Consider the following 18099-nt stretch of genomic DNA (forward strand, 5'->3'; position numbering starts at 1 on the left):
ACATCAAGGTGCATCAGTATCGCCTCTGATCAATCGACAGTTTCGTCTATTGGTCTGCGTTATGGCGGCTATGCGTGGGGCACTTCGGTGCGCCGGGTTCCTTGATGCCCTGGTCTGCTAACCCGCGTACAGCCGCCACCCCTCTTCGTTTAGCAGCGATGGGTGAAGGCTCCAATCATCAAGGAGTTTCACTATGTTCAAAATCACACCCAACCCGCCAGAAACCGACGACGTGTCCCCGTACGAATCCACCGATTCCAAAAAACTCAACACTGCCGCCGACCGCGCCCTCGATTACTACCTCAAACCGGTCATCCCCAAAGACACCCCGCGCAAACCCAGCACCATTTACTTCGTCGGCCCCGACACTGATAACGAAACCCTACTGGTCAACGCCTGTGAGACTTTGGCGTCAGCGAGTGTGATGTTGAGCGATTTTGCTGGGCAACTGAATGGTCCGCAGCGCCACACCCTGCTGGGGATTCAACACTCCGTCATGTTGGGTGAGCTGGCGGTGAACCGGATGCTGGATAACGTCGATCCGCAGAGGTAGCGCGGTTTTGCGGTGATGCCTGATCTGTAGGGGCGAGTCCATACATAGCTGCTGGTGTTGTTGCAGCGGGTTCAGGGTTTTGTGGGGTTTGATCGGGCCCCTTCGCTGGCAAGCCCGCTCCTATAGGGGGGCGTGTACACCCGGTAGGAGCGAGCTTGCTCGCGAAGAACAATAACCCTCCGTTCGAGGCCTGACCATCCGTCGCTACTGTCAGATCTGACAGTAGCCAGCCCACTGCCAATTCCTGTGTGATCGCTCCAACTGTTGCGCCGAAACCAGGCCAGCCACGTCCGATGCAGGAGCGTTTTCATGACCGTTAGCCAGCCACCCGTTGCCATTTCGTCCGACAACACGGTATTCGAGCTTGATCTACCCCGAGTGTTGGGTGCTACTCAGCCGGTCGTTGAAGCTGACGTCGGCGTTTCGTTGGTGATTTATGATCTGGTCATCGATGGCCTGGGCGCGACGGTCGAGGTGGATCCGCCCTTGGTGGGGACGGTGAATCCTAACGATGTGATTGAGCTTTGGCTGGAGGGGGAAACCACGTTCCTGGACAGTGAAATCATTGTCGATGTGAACGCCAAAACGACGCTGCGCATCCCCAAGGGCCGCCTGCACCCGGACCGGATCAATGAGCTTTTCTACATCATCAGACGAGGCAGTGATAACAGGGGCACCTCCGACCCGCTAACCCTGCTGTACAACAAGATCCGCCCCGGTCTGAAAGACACCAAGCCCGAGGTCGACGGGCATTCCGAGCTGGCCTTGTTGTTGCCCGACGCGATCAAGAACGGCGTCGGCCCCGATTTTGTCAGCGCGCAGGTGTGCGTGTCCTATCCGTACTGCCGGGCCTACGACACGATCACGTTGAAATGCAACGGCGAAATCATGTCGCACATGGTGGGCCAGAACGAGGCACCGCAGCCGCCGAATCCGGGTTCGCCGGAGCCGATCACCGTGTGTTTTACCGTCACCCGAGCCTACCTGGATAGCGCCGTACGACCGAGTGGCACGCTCGACTTTTCCTACACCGTCACTGATCAGCTCGGCAATACGCCGGACACTGATGCCGTCTGGTCGGCGTCGCAAACCGTCGACGAGGACCTGGCCGGCAAGCACTTCGCGATGCCGGTCCTGCTGGAAAACCTCGACGACTATCCCGGTGACGATTCGGCCCTCATCGAGCTGGAAAAATTGGGCAGCAAACCGCTGTCGATGTTCGTCAAGACCGAAGACGGCCGCATCAGTATCGGCGACCGCATCGTGGCGGTGTATACCGCGACATTGACCGGGAAGCCCGACATCGTGGTGACGGTGAGCGGCGTGGTTGAGGGCAAGCTTGGGCAGAAATTGCCCTGTGTGCTGGAAGTGCCGAATGACAAGGTCCTTTCCGGCTACATCGTCACCGTGGTTTATAAGGTGTTCCGAGGTGAAACACCGCTTGGCCAGTCGCGTATGGCTCATGCGCAGGTTATCGGCGAGGCGGCTATTGAGCTGAAACCACCGACCCTCCAGCAAGCGCCGAACAACATCAGCCTTGACCCGTTAGCCGCCCAACTGGCGCTGACCGCAGTGATCCCCGCGACGGGGTTGTTACCGACGGATTGGCTCAGCGTGACCTGGACCGGCGCACCGGGTACACCGGCCGAAGGCAGCCACACCACCGCGCCGCGACCCATCAGTGAAATCGGGCTCTCCATCGCCTTGCCGCCAGCGGTCATCGCGTTCAGCCTGGGCAAACCGATCACAGTGACTTACAGCATTACCCGGGAGCCGGCGCAACCCCAACCCTCGCAACCGTTAGTGCTGAACGTCTTGCCGCTGGTGCTGGGCGCCGCCTATCGACCCAAACTTCAACAAGCGGCTAACAGCGGCGAAGGCCCCGAGTTGCACCTCAAAGACCTGAGCACCACCGGGCAGATGTGGTTCAGTGCCTGGCCGTTTATCGCGCTCGGGCAATATGTGTGGCTGACACTGACCGGGACCAAGGCCAATGGCGACGCCTATCGCGAAGTCATCTGGGCCGCGCCTTTTGCGCATACCAATCAGGGGTGGATCGACAACGGCTTTTTTGAAGCGACGGCGCCATATGAGGATCTGATTGGATTGAAGGAGGGTTCGGCGTTGACGATGGAGTTCAAGGCGGGGTTGGGCGGGAGCCAGGATGAAGGGGAGGCGGTGAGTTTTGCGGTGCGCAGTTACACCGTCAGGGCGGTCGCACATATCACCCCCCGGATAGACTCGGTGAAAGGTGACGACGTCGAAGTACCTCACGACACTGAAACCAAAAGCACCAGTGTCAGCTTGCAGGGCATCGTAACGTCCGGCCACCAAGTGGAGATTTACGATAATGACGCTCCGAAACATACAGTGACCGCTGTCGGTACGACTTGGAATACAACGCTTGCCGTACCCGTGGGCGGCCACTCGATCACGGCAAAAGAGCTCATTACTGGGCAGGTTTCGAATACGCGAAAATTCAAAGTTATACCATCGCCCCCGCCACTGACGATTGACCCTTCACCTCTGATACTAGATGGGCAATTCATAACTCTTCTGGGGGAAGATTGGATTCTTGTGCGAACCTATACCCCTCCAAACACCACAGCACAAAGGCAGGCCTCGGGAGGCGTTCTCCCCAGAAGGTACAGTTCTGAGAACACGTCCATTGCCACGGTCAACAACGCCGATGGCACCGTGACGAGTAAGGGGAATGGAACGACTCGCATCATTGTTACCGATGCGTCCATCCCCCCACAGGTCGTGTCATATACGGCGACTGTTACAAACGGATACCTAGCAATAAAAGGCCCATCGATATATGACACGACCAAAATTAATGCGTGGATTGACTCGGTAGGTGGTATCGCGATAGACCCCAACGATTACTCAGATCATCCCGTACACTTACTTGTGAAAGAGTATCGTTCAGTTGGCCACGAATTCTATGCAATCTTCCATGCAAGAGCTGATAGGAAATGCTTGTACGCCAATTTTATAAGGGATCAAGAGGCGTGGTTTGATTGGCAGCAAGGCGTAGGAGAGTTAGTCCCTCCAGTGGCAATCAGGAGGTCGTAGTGAACTGGTCAAGTAATTCTGGACACCCGTTAAGGTTTCACGCCGCCAGTTTCTCCATAGCTACCGGTGACCGACACACCAGGACTAGTCTATTTAAAGACCACATATTTGGAAGTCCGGCTACATGATTTGATCTGGCTCCGCACCCCCTCCCAAGGTTTTGAGAATATCTACTATTGGCGAGCATTCTGTATCAAACCTAGTTGAGCGAGTAATTAAACAGAGATGTTTAAAAGACATCTCCAGACACTCTCTCAGGCTACACATCCTTGCGCCGTTGCCTACGACTGCGCCAGAATCCGCCGGCTTGTGCGCCTAAGGGTAGGGTCCGCAGCGCCACACCCTGCTGGGGATTCAACACTCCGTCATGTTGGGTGAGCTGGCGGTCAACCGGATGCTGGATAACGTCGATCCGCAGGGCTAGCGCTTATCCACGGAACGCCGCATCGCCCCGTTCGGCGGCGCAGCCGTCGCAATCCAAGTGAATGCGGTCTGACTGAAAGACTGTGGTGAATGGTTTTGGGGCTGCTTCGCAACCCAACGGGGCAAGCCCCCTCGCCACAACAGCAAAGTTGATGCAGAGGTTTGTGGTGTTTGGTCGGGCCTCTTCGCTGGCAAGCCAGCTCCTACAGGGTTCGCGCGTACTCTGTAGGAGCTGGCTTGCCAGCGAAGAACGATAATTTGGTATCAGGTGAACAATCGAATGGGTTTCCCCGCCGACCAAGCCTGAATGTCTTCGATCATCTGCGAGAAGAACAGCTGGTAGTTCTGCTGGCTCACATACCCGACATGCGGTGTCGCGAGCACATTCTCCAGCGTCCTGAACGGATGATGTTCAGGCAACGGCTCCACCTCAAACACATCCAGCACCGCCCCCGCCAAGCGGTTTTTTTGCAAGGCCTTGATCAGCGCCGCCTCATCCACAATCGGGCCACGGGCGGTATTGACCAGCAGCGCCGTGGGTTTCATCCAGTTCAGCGCCTGGGCGTCGACCAGGCCACGGCTGCGCTCGCTGAGCACCAGATGCACTGACAACACGTCGGCCTGTTCGAACAATTCCTGCTTACTGACATAGGTCACGCCGACTTCGGCAGCCGCGTCGCTGGTCAGATTCTCGCTCCAGGCAATCACCCGCATGCCGAACACTTGCCCGAACTGGGCGACGCGCTTGCCGATACTGCCGAGCCCGAGGATCGCCAACGTTTTGCCATGCAAGTCACCGCCGAGTCCTTGCTGCCATTGGCCGGCTCGCAAGGCGTTGGCTTCGACGACGAGGTTGCGGGTGACGGCCATGATCAGCGCCCAGGTCAGTTCTGGCGCGGCATGTTTGTAGCTGTCGGTGCCGCAGACTTGAATCCCCAGCGCGGCGGCGGCTTTGAAGTCCAACGCCGCGTTGCGCATGCCGCCGGTCACCAGCAGCTTGAGATTCGGTAACCGGCGCAACAGGTCCTCATCGAACCGAGTACGTTCGCGCATCACGCAGATCACTTCGAAAGCGCCCAGACGCTCAGCCAAAGTTTCGTTGTCGGCCGGGTAGTCATGGATAAAACTCACCTCGCCAATGCTCTCCAATACCGACCAGTCCACCACGTCGCGCGCGACGTCCTGCCAGTCATCGATCACTGCAATCTGCACCGCCATCAGCCTCACCTCATCAATGAACCGGGTTGGTTTTGTTCAGCCAGTCGAGCAACGCCTTGTGGAATTGCGCCGGTTCTTCCATTTGCGGCGCGTGGCCCATGCCGGGGAATTCAACCAGTGTCGACTGCGGAATCAGTTTTGCCACTTCCTTGCCGAGCACGTCGTAGTGACCGATCTTGGCCTTGACCTCGGGCGTGGCGATGTCACTGCCGATGGCCGTGGTGTCGGCGGTTCCGATCAGCAACAGCGTCGGCATCTTCAGGTCTTTGAATTCGTAATACACCGGTTGAGTGAAGATCATGTCGTAGATCAGCGCCGAGTTCCACGCGACTTGCGTATGCCCCGGGCCTTTGTTCAGGCCGGCGAGCATGTCGACCCAACGGTCGAATTCCGGCTTCCAGCGGCCACCGTAATACGTGTTGCGTTCATAGGTGCGGATGCCGTCGGCGCTGACTTTTAGCTCGCGCTCGTACCATTGATCGATGGTGCGGTAGGGCACGCCAAGGGCTTTCCAGTCTTCCAGGCCAATGGGATTGACCAGCGCCAGTTGTTCGACTTGCTCGGGGTATTGCAGCGCATACCGGGTGGCGAGCATGCCGCCGGTGGAGTGGCCGAGGAGGCTGGCCTTCTGAATGCCCAGGGCTTTGAGCAATTGCTGGGTGTTGGTTGCCAGTTGCTGGAAGCTGTACTGATAGTGATCGGGTTTGCTGGAGGTGCAGAAACCGATCTGGTCCGGGGCGATGACCCGATAGCCGGCTTCGCTGAGGGCTTTGATCGAACTCTCCCAGGTCGCGCCGCAGAAGTTCTTGCCATGCATCAGCACGACGCTGCGGCCGTTGGCCTTGCCATGGGCGGCGACGTCCATGTAACCCATTTGCAAGGATTTGCCTTGGGACTCAAAGGCAAAATGCTTCACGGTGTAGGGGTATTCGAAGCCCTGCAATTCAGGGCCATATTCCGGCGCTTCGGCGTGGGCGGCGAGGGGCAGAGCGGCGGTCAACAGCAGGCTGGGCAGCCAGCGGGAGAGGGCGAGGGGCATGGGGGAACTCCGTGGGAAACCTGCCGATGCTGGGTCGACATGATTAGGGCGACATTAAACAGGCAATCGCCGCACTGGATCGTTCAACCCACCCAGCCCAATGTGACCATGGCCAGCACGCCATAGCGGGCGGCTTTCGCCAGGGTCACGATCAATAAAAATCGCCCCAAGGGTTCACGCATGACGCCGGCTACCAGCGTCAGCGGGTCACCGATGATCGGCACCCAGCTCAGCATCAAAGACCAATGCCCATAACGCTGATAGTGGTTTCGCGCTCGTTCCAGATGACCAGGGCTGACCGGAAACCAGCGCCGGTCGCGAAATCGTTCGATACCGCGTCCCAGCCACCAGTTCACCAACGAACCGAGCACGTTGCCCAGCGTGGCGACGGCCAATAGCGACCAGAGCCAATACTTGTCGCTGAGCAACAACCCCACCAGCACCGCTTCGGACTGCAACGGCAGCAACGTCGCCGCACCGAAAGCGGCGAAGAACAGCCCGAGGTAAGCACCGAACATCAATGGGCGGGGTAGTCCGCCACCACAACATCAGTGCCGTCCTTTTTCAGGCCGATCACCTGGTAGGCATCGCTCATGCCGTCCATTTCCATCCCCGGGGAGCCCATGGGCATGCCCGGCGCGGCAACGCCCAGTAGATCGTCACGCTTGCTCAGGGCCAGCACCTGATCTGCCGGGACATGACCCTCGACAAACTTGCCGTTGATCAACGCGGTATGGCATGACGCCAGACGCGGCGGCACACCGTGCTGTTGCTTGAATTCGCTCATGTTGGTTTCGACATGGTCCTCAACCTTGAAGCCATTGGCTTCGAGGTGGCTGATCCATTTTTTGCAGCAGCCGCAGTTGGCGTCACGGTGGACTTCGATGGGGATCAGGTCGGCGGCCTGGGCCAGAGAGGAAATGAGAAGGGCGCTCAGGGCGATCAGACGCAGGTGGGTTCGCATGGGAGATCTCGACTCGGGTGGCGGTCAAAAAAAGAGGCATTTTGACCAGTTTAGCCACGGATGAGCGATGAGATTGTTTCCAAGTGATGCAAAGGAACCCTGTAGGAGCCGAGCTTGCTCGCGATAGCGGTGTGTCAGTCAGCATCACTGTTGACTGACACGCCGCAATCGCGAGCAAGCTCGGCTCCTACAGGTGCAGGTATTCACTGAACCTTGACGCCTCCCATGAATGGCGCTGTTGCTAGCGGTCCAGCAACTTCATGACTTCCTCAGGGTAGCGCAAGCCTGCGGTGGCATTCGCCGGGAATATCGCTTCCAGTGCCAGCAACTCGTCGCGGCTGAGTTTTACCTCCAGTGCGGCGATGTTCTCTTCAAGGTATTTGCGCTGTTTGGTCCCCGGAATCGGGATCAGGTAATCACCTTGCGCCAGCACCCAGGCCAACGCCAGTTGGCCTGCGGTCACACCCTTGTCCGCCGCCAATGCCTGAACCTGCTGAACCAGGAGTAGATTCTTCGCAAAGTTTTCCCCTTGAAAACGCGGGCTGAAACGACGGTAATCATCCGCCGCAAAATCATCCGGGCTTTTCAGTGCACCCGTCAGAAAGCCGCGCCCCAACGGGCTGTACGGCACAAACGCCACGCCCAGTCGCTGGCACGCGGCGAGGCAGCCGTTCTCCTCCTGATCGCGGCTCCACAACGAATACTCACTTTGCAGCGCACTGATGGGATGCACCTTGTGCGCCCGCTCCAGCGTGGCGGCCGACGCCTCGCTCAAGCCCAGGTAACGCACCTTGCCGGCCTTGACCAACTCGGCCATGGCGCCGACGGTTTCTTCGATGGCCACCTGTGGATCGATGCGGTGCTGGTAATACAAGTCCAGGGTTTCAACGTTGAGGCGTTTGAGCGTGCCGTCGATGGCCGCGCGAATGTACTCCGGCCGCCCATTAACGCCTCGGGCGCCGGGGTTGGACGGGTCGCGGACAATGCCGAATTTGCTCGCCAGAAACACCTGGTCGCGTTTACCGGCAATGGCGTTGCCGATCAATTCCTCGTTGGTGTGAGGGCCGTACATGTCCGCGGTGTCGAGCAGATTGATCCCCAGTTCGAGCGCGCGATGCAGGGTGGCGGTGGCCTCGCGGGTGTCCACGCCCGTGGTATAGAAATCGGTCATGCCCATGCAGCCCAGGCCGATGGCGGACACTTGCGGGCCGTTTTTGCCCAATTGACGTGTTTGCATGAAATCAACTCCCTGTGGTGTGAATGCACAGTGTTGACCTTGGTAAAAACAAGATAAACCGGCTAAAACTGCTATCACTGTTCGTTATTTCTAAATAATCATCCGAGACGCCTTCGCAATGGACCGTTTCAACGCCATGCGCGTGTTTACCCGAATCGTTGAACTCGGCGGATTTGCCAAAGCGGCAGACAGCCTGCAAATGCCTCGAGCGTCGGTCACCACGCTGATCAAGCAGCTTGAAGTGCACCTTGGGGTGCAACTGCTGCAACGCACCACGCGACAGCTCAGCCTGACCCTCGACGGCGCGGCCTATTACCCCCGTTGTGTGCGGTTACTGGCGGATCTTGAGGAAGCCGAAGCGGTGTTTTCCGCCGCGCGACACAACCCTAAAGGCCTGCTGCGCGTGGACATGCCGGCAGGGATCGGGCGTCTGATCGTGATTCCGGCGCTGCCGCAATTCACCCGCCGTTACCCATTGATCGAGCTGGAAATCGGCTTGAATGACCGCCCCGTCGACCTGATCCGCGAAGGCGTCGATTGCGTGCTGCGCGGTGGCCTGGCGCTGGATGATTCATTGGTGGCACGGCCATTGGTCAGGCTGGATCAGGTCACGTGTGCCAGCCCTGACTACTTGCAACGCCACGGAACACCTCAATGTCTGGCTGACCTTGCGGGGCATCGAATGGTGGAATATTTCTCCGGCAGCACCGGTAAGCGTTACGGGCTCGAATTCATGGTCAATGACGAGGTTCAACTCATGGATTTGCCCAAACAGGTCGCGGTCAACAGCGCCGACGGTTACCTGGCGGCCTGTGAGGCGGGGTATGGACTGATTCAGACCCCGTACTACCACGTTGCCCGCCAACTCGACGAAGGCCGTTTGTGTGAAGTGCTGGCAAAGGTGCCGCCACCGGTGATGCCGCTGACGGCGCTGTATCCTCCTCACCGCCAGTTGTCCCGGCGGGTGAGGGTGTTTGTCGACTGGCTGGTGGAGCTTTGTGCGCAGCCGGGTCTTAACGTTTACAGAAAGGATTCAAGCGGCTGAACACGTGCTGTCCAGTGCCCTGACATTACGCTGCAAGTCATCGTGCAACTGTTGCATGTCAGGGCAATGCAGGTTGAGGTGGCGCGGTTGCGCCCCACGATGAAACAGGGCGAACCATCCATGGTGGCTGGGCGCGGGCATCAAGCCGGTGAAGATGAAACCGCGCTTCGTCATACGGTGCAGGTCTTCGGCAAAGTGACGTGACAACGCGAGTTTGACTGAGATAAGCCAATAGCGGGGCAAACCCGAGAGCTGGTCCAGCAGTCGGTCGCTCAAGCGGTGAATGGCGATGGCATAGCGCTGATGGTGTTGCCTGATATGCAACGGTATCGAGGCTGGTGATGGCGCGCGCCGAGAAGTCCCGAACACAGCGCTCAAGCGCTGCATCAACCTGCGGCAACTCTCGGGCCACTGAATGTCAGGTAGCGCGCGCGAGTTCCCTTGGGCCATATAACAACCGATCACGATGGTTTCCGGTAGCAGCTCGGCGAAAGGCGACGGTACGTAATCGGGGAGCAGTCCGGTGCTATGGAAGCCAATGCTTTGAGCCATGCGTTGCGTGTAGGGGTGATGGGTGACCTGTTTGATCAAGACACTGTTGAGCCCCGGCGACCCCGCCTGCATCAGTAATTCCCGACTCAGGTGCGTCGCGATATTTTGCCTTTGTGCGGCGGGATGGACCACGCTGAGGGCCAGTTCCGTGGTATCCGTCAGCGCGTCGTTGCATAACGCGGCATGCCCCAGAACCCGTTGGCCGTCTACTGCCAGCATCGATGTCCAGCGGCCGTCGGCATTGTGCTGGCTGATCATGTTCGGCAGATAAACATCCGGTTGAACGTAATGATCCCCATAGACCACACGAAACAACTGGCTCACGGCGTGTGCATCACTGGGTTGGTAGCGACGATAAACAAGGTTCGACATCACGCACGCTCCGCTGAAGGTGTGTCATACACACGCAAGTCCTGGACGCGCATCTGCTTGCCGGATCGCGGGTGAAGTTGCAAATCGGTGACCGCGCAGGACAACACGCGCAACTCCAGCAGCCCCTCCCGATTCAGTTGCCCAATGCCGGGATAGTGCAGGGCCAGAGCCTCATGCAACGCGCGGCAGACGGGGGCGGTGGCGGTCGATGGCGTGTCAGGCACCCACTTCACACTCACGATGTCTTTGTGTCCTTCCTGCTCGATCAACAACTGCCATTGATCGCTGTGAGCGAGGCGCTGCACGATCAGCAGGATTTCATCGACCAGCAACGACAGCGAACCTACGCGGACCCGCTGGCTGTGGGCGCTGCGTCCCTTGAGTGCGAATTTGCGCATCGGCGTAGTAGTCGGCTCACGCCAGCAAGCTCGGTCGCCCACCGGATAACGCAGCAGCGGCATGAGCCGGCGAGTCAGGTTGGTGACCACCAGTAATCCGGTGCGATCACAGTCGTCTATGACGTCCCCGGTGAGTTCATCGACAATTTCCAGCAAGGTGTGTGGTTCAAACACCCGGTGCTCACCCAAGGCGCAATCACGACTGCTGGCGCCGATCAGGCCGGCATCGACACTGGCGTAGCCGATGGAAGCAATGCGCGCATTGGGCAACACCGTCTTGAGCATGGCTATTTGCGCGGGGAACAGGCTTTCGCCGCCGTACAGCAACGTTTCAACCTCTAACAGCACGCGCTGATGCTGGCGCAGGTAGGCGGCGAATCGCAACAACTGTGCCGGTACGCCGACCAGCACGTTGATCCGATGCTGATCCACCGCATCGGCCAACACGTCCAAGTCGACACTGCCTGTGAACGGGAACTCACAGATGGACTTTTTGACGTGCGCCAGTGAGTCATGGACGAACACATAGCTGGCGTAAAGATCGCCGGAAAAAAACAGATTGGCGACCCGGTCACCGTTCTCCAATTGAGAAGTAACGCTGTCGCCGAAGGTGCTCACCAGTGTGAGCCATTCATTGGACGTATAAACACTCAGTTTTCCGTGGCTGGTCGATCCGCCGGTTTTAAATACCAGACCGTCATCGATTTTTCCCGTCAGTACCAGCCAATGATTCAAGTCGTTACTGTCTGTCCAATATTCAACCGCGTTGGTCAGCGGTAGATCTTTTAAGGTAACTCCTGTTGCCGGTAAGTGTTGCAGGTGTGTGCGGTAGAAGTTTGAGTGTTGCCTTATATAAGGCACGAGTTGTTCAAGCGAATAAATTGTATTCACAGGGTTCTCTTTTTTATCAGGCGTTTCGATGGTTAAAGATGAGGTGTAACTCATTAGCGGTCTATATGTACTCGGTGATCAATAACCAAGGGGGTTTTGCCGCTGTGTGTATTTTTTGTGAAATCCGATTCCGCACACTCGTGAACTTCCACCGTTAAAAAGCGATCGCTCACCGCGTTCGACAGTGCCTTATCAGCCAATAGGGATTGGTGGACGTTGCCAGCGTTTGCATTCACTAAAACCTGCAGCCGCTCCATGCCATCCGGCGCATGATCCAGGATCATTTGAATCGGCCTGCCGACACTGTCTTGCAGCGCCAGCGGTGAAATGAATTGAGTGCCTACCCGCAGCAGCTTGCCGTGGCGTTGCCGCAACTCGAATCGCGGTGAGTCGAGTCCACAAGGGCAGGGGCCGGGTATCCATCGACCGGTGTCGCCAACCTCATACCGGCGCACGTCCTGGCCTTGCCGTGCCCGGGAAGTGAACAGCAAACGACCGTCCTCATCAGCCTGAACCGGTACATCCTGTTCCATGTTCACGATTTCCAGATGCTGGGTATCGCACATCAAATGAAACACCCCATTGGCCGTCGCTGTGCAGGCATGTCCAAGAGGGCCGGCGTCCACCGAACCATAAATCGCCGAGCGAATCTGCGACACACCACAGTTTTCCATCAGGCGCAGGCTGGCCTGTGCCGGATGTTCGCCACCGAGGAACACTTTGTGAATGCCGCCGTAGGTGCGAAGACGGTCCTGCTCGCTAAAGAACAGGCGGTGCAAGGTACTCGGCATGCCGATCAGCACCGTGACGCGGTGGTCGGCGATCATTTGCGCTATTTCGCTGAAGTCGTCATTCGGCGGTGCCCCCATCGGGAAATGGGTCACACCCATCTGCTCAAGAACCTTGGTAAAACTGGAAAACCCGCCGTACAAGCCGCCGCCGTAAAACAGGTTCATCACCCGGTCTGTCGAAGGGTCGAGGCCGGCGGCGAACAGGCCGTCGGCCGCCGCTCGCATCTGCCGCTGGAAGTCGCGATAGCTGAACCCTGCCAGCGCCGGTGTGCCGCTGCTTCCACCCGAACGAAAATAAAGCTGTGCCGCGGCACTGAGGGGTTGGGTCATGAACGCGTTTTTGTCCATGATCGACACTTGCTGTGTATCAGGTGCGGCGGGTAGCGCGTCGAGTGTTGCCCGGCCAGTCACCGCATTGGGTGCCAAACTCACCGAGAGGCGGCGACTCAGGCGCGCCAACGCGTAGACACCGTCATGCGGTTCACCGGCGTAGCCGTCATGCATAGACCCGCAGGGCGCAATGCGCGTGACTCCCGCGTTGACCAGCGTGCGAACCAGCAGCGGCGTTTGTGTCGCCGAACAGATTAACGCGCAGCTTTGCAGCACGTTACGCCACGGCAGTAATGTCTGGGCGATCTGGTGCTGTGGTACGGGTTTGAGCAGCAGCGTACGAAACAGCGGAGACGGTGCCAGCGCTTGATGGTGTTCCCAGATAATTCTCCATCCGGCGCCGGTCCAGACCTGGCCGACCTGGTTCGCAAAGCAATGTTCCAGTCGGGCCATGGCGCTGCGGGTGGTGATTTCCGACGCTTCCTGATCAGTCGGTACCAGCGCCGGCCATTGGTTGGCGCGGCGTTTGAACGACTCGGCGAGACGTTCACCCAAGTCCTGCATAACCGCCGGATCGTCACTGTCGACCAGCAACCATTGCGGACTTGAGCAGGCTTGTTGATCCAGACTGCAAACCTCATCCACCAATGTATCCAGCGTTGATGCAGTGGCCGCATCCGGCGACAGGTAAGCGAAACTGATTTTGTGGCCCCAATCGATCCAGCGACACCCGGCCGGGATGTGCTGACGAATGGCTTTCAGCGCCTGCTCGCCGCCCCAGGCCGATACGCCATCAGCGCGAGCGCAGAGTTGAGGGATCTGCGCTGTGGTGACAGGCAGCACTGCAATGAAATCTGCCAGCGTCTCGCTGGTGTCGCACTGCACCAGAGCCGCGAGTAATCGTGCGGTCAATCCTTCATCGCTGGAGCTGGGACGAAGCCAGTTGATGTTGCCGGCCAACAGGCTTTCAACGACCGCGCAGAACGCCAACAGCGGTGCATTGCTGGGCGTCACATGCACCACCAGTCCCAGCGGGTGCCAGCTTTCAAAGCTAGCTTGCTGGTAGTCGATACGCCGTAGCGAGCGGGGTTGTACACCCAGTTCTCGCTCAAGCTTGGTGCTGAGGGTACTGCGCTGGCAAAAGTCGATAAGCCCTTGGCGTTGTTCATCGTCGAGGGGTAGATCGAGTTGGTTTGCCTGCAATTGCTCAGCAAATCGCGCGGCGGTTTCGATCACGGTATCGCTGTCGATCGGCGCATTCAGCAGCCTGGGCAGTTGTTGGTGCAGCCCTTCAAGGGTTGTCTCAAGGTTGACATCGGTGTGCAGTTGGCCATTGATCAAGTTCATGTCATGCCCCTCCAATCAGTTCGGACGCGGCCATCGCGCAGCTTCGGCTGGCAGTGGTTCCGGCGCGTCCATGCAGTTCAAACCAGTCGGTCGTCAGGCCACACCCACAGGTTGCGCCGGGGTGCAGCGTCGCCAGGTCACCCATCACCACGGCATGCGCTGGGCTTGAAGAAATGTACGGGGAGACGAATTCCAGCAAGCCACGCTGGCCGTAGCGCTGGACACTGAAATCGGCGGGATTGCGCACGAAAACCTTCGAATAAATCGGCACATGGAAGTGCTGGTGAGCACACTGGATGTAAGGCACTGCGTGCTCCACGGCACCATAGCCATCCCGGCAGCGGGACAGCGCGATACCTAATTGACGGTTGATGCGTTGATACAACTTCGACAGAGGAATCTCCTGTGCCGCCAGGGTTTTCCAGCCGCCTCCGAGAAACACCAATGAATCGGCCGGCAGCTTGAGGTCCGCGAGGCCCGTGTCGTCCATGTGCTGCAATGCCTGGGACAGGAATGCTGGAAACCCAAGAATGCGCACGGGCAAATCTTCTTCGGCGAATTCCTGCAAGGCGCGGACAACCCCGAACAGGTCGAACGCGTGCCCTTTGCCGGTCAGGCGCAATCCGTAGGCGACTCGGTTGACCGGCGCATAGCTACACAGAAACTGATCGGTGTAGGCGGTCCCCAGGCTAATGGCTGCTTCGGGTTCATAGCTCAATAGCAAGTAGTTGCAGGGGCTGTTGGGGGTGTCCCAGCCGTAGTGTCGGAAAATGTGGCTGACCATGCCTTGGGCTGCGGCCATGCTGCGGGCGTCATAGCGCATGCGACTTTTCTGACCGCTGGTGCCGGACGATGTCAGTTCCAGAGCGCCATCGCCCGAAGGACTCGACAATAAACGGCGTTTGAAATAGTTGGCGAAAATCGGCGGCAGTCTTGACCAGTCATCCATCGACTCCAGCGCCTTGGCATCCAGTCCGTTGGCATGCAGCCAGCGTTCATAGCCCGGCGTGTGCTGAAAATGGAACAGGCTGATTTCGCGCATCGCCCGATCGAACAGACCGTCAGGCACCGAATCCGGGCAATAGGGTGTCGTTAACGCGCAAAGCGCATCAGTGTGGGGTAAGTGGATCATCAAAGGACCTCTGCTCAGGAATCAGACAGCAAGCGCGACAGGCTTGCGTCGCAGAAAAAAACCCAGGGGAAGGAGGCACATGAGCCCTGCGGTACCCGCCATCAGGGAGAAGGATTCGTGGCTATTACCGGCGCCGGCTGCCGCGAGAATCGAGCCGCCGCCCCCCATGACAACGATCGAGATCATGCCTATCGTGGCCGAGACCAGCCCCTTGCTGTCATCGCTGGTAAACAACGCAAGGCGATACAGCGCGGCATTGCTCATGCCAAGGCCGACGGCGTAAAGCCCAAGGCAAGCGATCAGCAAAGGCGTCGAAGCACCGCAGACACTGAGGGTGACCAACCCGATAAGCCCACTGCATAACGGCCAGAGCGCGTATCGAATCAGTTGTGGCAGCTCAGTGTTGGCGATCAATCGGTTGAGTATCAGATTGCCAACAATGACGGCGGCAAATACCGGTAACTGCCACAGGCCGTACTCAAGCGGGGAACCCCCCAGGTTTTGCATTAGCAACAGTGGCGCCAGCCCGATCCAGGCAATCAATGGAAGGCTCATCACACCCAGAGCGACTGTGGCGCTCAGGAAGCGAGGGTTGGTGAGCAACGCGGTGTAACGGCGTACGGTGCCGCGCCATTCAAACGTAACAGCCATCAGGCGCTGACCGTCCTGGCGCAACGTCCCCACGGTTTCCGGCATGAACATGTAAAGCCCTGCCCAGACCACCAAGCCGCCGATACCCAGCAGTAAAAACAGCTCCCGCCAGCTCAGCCACTCCAGCAGCAGGCTGCCTAGCAACGGCCCAAGAAGGGGAGAGAGCAGTGCAACGTTCCCCAGCAGCGCCATGATTTTTACCGCGTCGGCTTCGCAGAACACTTCTTGCAAGGCCGGATAGCTGACGGCAATCACAAACCCCAGCCCCATGCCCTGAATCAGACGTAATCCGTTGAACGAATAAATGCTTTGCACACTGAACGCGGCGCTACAGGCCACGGCAAATATCGCACAACCAATGAGTAACAACTTGCGGCGGCCTAAGTGATCGGAGAGTGGTCCGATAAGCCATTGCAAAAGTACGCCCCCCGCCAAATACAGATTGAAGGCAAAAGGAACATGCTGTGCACTGGCATTCAGTTCATGAGTGACGGATAACATTGCCGGCATGATCATGTCACTGGCCATATAAGTCAGTAGTTCAAATGCTGTTATTGCGAGGCAAAAGCCAAGCAAATGAGGTGGGCTGATATTTATTAAAGGCTTGTCCATGACATCCCTGTTTTTTGCGCGAGGTTAAGTAACGAAATGGTTGGGGTGCGGTAAGAGTATTCATCAACGAGTTATAGCTCCATTGATCGATTGAGACTCAAAGCTTCAATAATTTTCGCTATGTTTCGAAGTGCAGAGACAGGAATGGAACAAGCAATTGAGCCGGTACGAAAAATGCCCGCAACAGGGCGGGCATTTGTTTAGAAATTATGGGTCTTCTTACGCGTAGACGTTAAGAGCACCAGGAGGGCAAGCAGGGGAATCAGCGGGGTGACATAACGAAACCTTTCAAAATCCTCACGGTTAACGCCACGATGAAGCCAAATCTCTTCATCGGCGGTAACATGAGCCCACGTTTACAGCGCGCGATCCCCGCCCAACGGTAGGAGGGCGGCATGCATTCGGATACACAGCGGATTCTTTTATAGGTTCAGGAACTTCTAATGACTCAATCGCAACGTTTGAAATACTCGATTCTGATCTCCCTGGTGGTGCTGGGGATCATGTTCGGCCTTTCGTATCTGCAAAATGAAGGTGTGATCAGCGAGAAGCTGTTTCAGTACCTCGCCATCGGTGTGGCGGTGATTGTGGTGGTGATCAACGGCATGATGCGTCGCAAGGTCAAGCCTTGAGCGACGTCCCTTGAGCTGACGGCTCGCGATGGAGCATGGCTACAGCGTGTGGATGCAGGCTGTAGCTTTTGTCTGGATTGAGCGTGATTACGCCTTCGCTGCACAAACGTTTCAACACTTCCCGTACGCTGAGAAAGGACAAGGGTATATCCAGGTCCAGCAACTGGCTGTGCACGCCGCGCACGCCAAGGCTGCGTTCGCTTTCGGCGGCGACCAGCAAGGCGTCAATGACTTTCAGGCGAACCAGACTGGTTCGCAGGCCAAAGCTTTTGAGCAGCAATCGGATGCGCTCATTGCCGTTGCGCTCGCCGTGCTGATCGAAAATTTCGGAGCCCAAGGCAGGACCTGATGGCGCGTCGCTACCGTCCGTTGGTAGTTGCGAGTTGTACATGCAATAACTCCTTTCCCGAGCCAGCCAGAATATGTAATGGGTGCAGTCAAATCATTAAGACGAACAAGCACGACAAATAATGAAGGCCTGAATGTAGAAAATTTGTCGACGGCATGTGAGTGGCATGTGATGAAGGCCATCTGGAGTGTCTTTGCAGGTCTAAATTTTTGTCTTTTGTTTCGTTTCAGAGAAAGGGCAGGGTGTTTGTCTTTTCGATCAGGAGCGAACGTGATTATTTCCAGGCAGCTAACCAGGTTAAGCCTTGCAGGTTTGATAGTGGGGCTGACTCTTGCGGCCAACACCTTCCAGGTGGGCGCGTCGCGCCTGCAACCAAAGCGTACCCAGAACAGACGGCAAAACTACGTCAGATCCGCAGTATCAGGTGCAGACGATTTACGAGCCGGAGGAAAAAGCCGGGAAGGTAGTAGCGCATTAACAGGCAA

The 18099-nt window shown here is 57.7% G+C and carries 15 protein-coding genes and 1 pseudogene; 5 read left to right on the top strand and 11 right to left on the bottom strand.

Annotated elements, in window-relative coordinates; all coding sequences use genetic code 11:
* The first annotated feature begins 193 nt into the window (after positions 1–193).
* From AC3ISI_RS12740 to AC3ISI_RS12750, 3 genes and pseudogenes are all read left to right on the top strand, one after another.
* Positions 194–553 (top strand): DUF6124 family protein, encoded by a 360-nt coding sequence (locus tag AC3ISI_RS12740; RefSeq protein ID WP_489337274.1) that lies wholly within the window; start codon positions 194–196, stop codon positions 551–553.
* Between the two features lie 309 nt (positions 554–862).
* Positions 863–3631, top strand: coding sequence for an immunoglobulin-like domain-containing protein (locus AC3ISI_RS12745; protein WP_489337275.1), 2769 nt, complete (start codon positions 863–865; stop codon positions 3629–3631).
* A gap of 325 nt (positions 3632–3956) precedes the next feature.
* Positions 3957–4055, top strand: a pseudogene (locus AC3ISI_RS12750) (DUF6124 family protein); the annotation flags it as partial.
* A 263-nt stretch (positions 4056–4318) separates the two neighbouring features.
* Here the strand turns inward: AC3ISI_RS12750 and AC3ISI_RS12755 are convergent.
* The 5 genes from AC3ISI_RS12755 to AC3ISI_RS12775 form a co-directional block, all read right to left on the bottom strand.
* Positions 4319–5272, bottom strand: a complete 954-nt coding sequence (locus AC3ISI_RS12755; protein WP_489337276.1) for a D-2-hydroxyacid dehydrogenase family protein — start codon at positions 5270–5272, stop codon at positions 4319–4321.
* A gap of 13 nt (positions 5273–5285) precedes the next feature.
* On the bottom strand, positions 5286–6311 hold the full coding sequence (locus AC3ISI_RS12760) for an alpha/beta fold hydrolase (RefSeq protein ID WP_489337277.1): 1026 nt from the start codon (positions 6309–6311) through the stop codon (positions 5286–5288).
* 83 nt (positions 6312–6394) lie between these two features.
* On the bottom strand, positions 6395–6829 hold the full coding sequence (locus AC3ISI_RS12765; protein WP_489337278.1) for a YqaA family protein: 435 nt from the start codon (positions 6827–6829) through the stop codon (positions 6395–6397).
* Complete coding sequence (locus AC3ISI_RS12770) at positions 6829–7275, bottom strand: DUF411 domain-containing protein (protein ID WP_489337279.1); 447 nt, start codon at positions 7273–7275, stop codon at positions 6829–6831. The genes AC3ISI_RS12765 and AC3ISI_RS12770 overlap by 1 nt, the downstream gene beginning before the upstream one ends.
* Before the next feature lie 241 nt (positions 7276–7516).
* Complete coding sequence (locus AC3ISI_RS12775; protein WP_489337280.1) at positions 7517–8512, bottom strand: aldo/keto reductase; 996 nt, start codon at positions 8510–8512, stop codon at positions 7517–7519.
* A 118-nt stretch (positions 8513–8630) separates the two neighbouring features.
* Between AC3ISI_RS12775 and AC3ISI_RS12780 the strand changes: the two genes are divergently transcribed.
* A complete protein-coding gene (locus tag AC3ISI_RS12780; RefSeq protein WP_489337281.1) occupies positions 8631–9557 on the top strand; it encodes a LysR family transcriptional regulator in 927 nt (308 codons plus the stop codon).
* Here the strand turns inward: AC3ISI_RS12780 and AC3ISI_RS12785 are convergent.
* The 5 genes from AC3ISI_RS12785 to AC3ISI_RS12805 are packed head-to-tail and all read right to left on the bottom strand — an operon-like array spanning position 9546 to position 16633.
* On the bottom strand, positions 9546–10481 hold the full coding sequence (locus AC3ISI_RS12785; RefSeq protein WP_489337282.1) for a GNAT family N-acetyltransferase: 936 nt from the start codon (positions 10479–10481) through the stop codon (positions 9546–9548). The two genes, AC3ISI_RS12780 and AC3ISI_RS12785, sit on opposite strands and share 12 nt — an antisense overlap.
* Entirely contained in the window at positions 10481–11770 is a 1290-nt protein-coding gene (locus tag AC3ISI_RS12790) for a phenylacetate--CoA ligase family protein (protein ID WP_489337283.1), read from the bottom strand. The genes AC3ISI_RS12785 and AC3ISI_RS12790 overlap by 1 nt, the downstream gene beginning before the upstream one ends.
* 53 nt (positions 11771–11823) lie before the next feature.
* Positions 11824–14238, bottom strand: coding sequence for an aldehyde dehydrogenase family protein (locus tag AC3ISI_RS12795; RefSeq protein WP_489337284.1), 2415 nt, complete (start codon positions 14236–14238; stop codon positions 11824–11826).
* Position 14239: 1 nt separating this feature from the next.
* Positions 14240–15370 carry a LuxE/PaaK family acyltransferase gene (locus AC3ISI_RS12800; protein ID WP_489337285.1) on the bottom strand — a complete coding sequence of 377 codons (1131 nt, stop codon included), beginning with the start codon at positions 15368–15370 and terminating at the stop codon, positions 14240–14242.
* 21 nt (positions 15371–15391) lie between these two features.
* Positions 15392–16633 carry an MFS transporter gene (locus AC3ISI_RS12805; protein ID WP_489337286.1) on the bottom strand — a complete coding sequence of 414 codons (1242 nt, stop codon included), beginning with the start codon at positions 16631–16633 and terminating at the stop codon, positions 15392–15394.
* 443 nt (positions 16634–17076) lie between these two features.
* Between AC3ISI_RS12805 and AC3ISI_RS12810 the strand changes: the two genes are divergently transcribed.
* Positions 17077–17265: a hypothetical protein gene (locus tag AC3ISI_RS12810; RefSeq protein WP_489337287.1), complete on the top strand. Its 189-nt coding sequence runs from the start codon at positions 17077–17079 to the stop codon at positions 17263–17265.
* On the opposite strand, the gene AC3ISI_RS12815 is transcribed toward AC3ISI_RS12810, so the two are convergent.
* Entirely contained in the window at positions 17255–17656 is a 402-nt protein-coding gene (locus tag AC3ISI_RS12815) for a fe2+ zn2+ uptake regulation protein (RefSeq protein ID WP_489337288.1), read from the bottom strand. The two genes, AC3ISI_RS12810 and AC3ISI_RS12815, sit on opposite strands and share 11 nt — an antisense overlap.
* Positions 17657–18099 lie beyond the last annotated feature (443 nt).

It is taken from the genome of Pseudomonas sp. GL_139_B, from assembly GCF_057834475.1.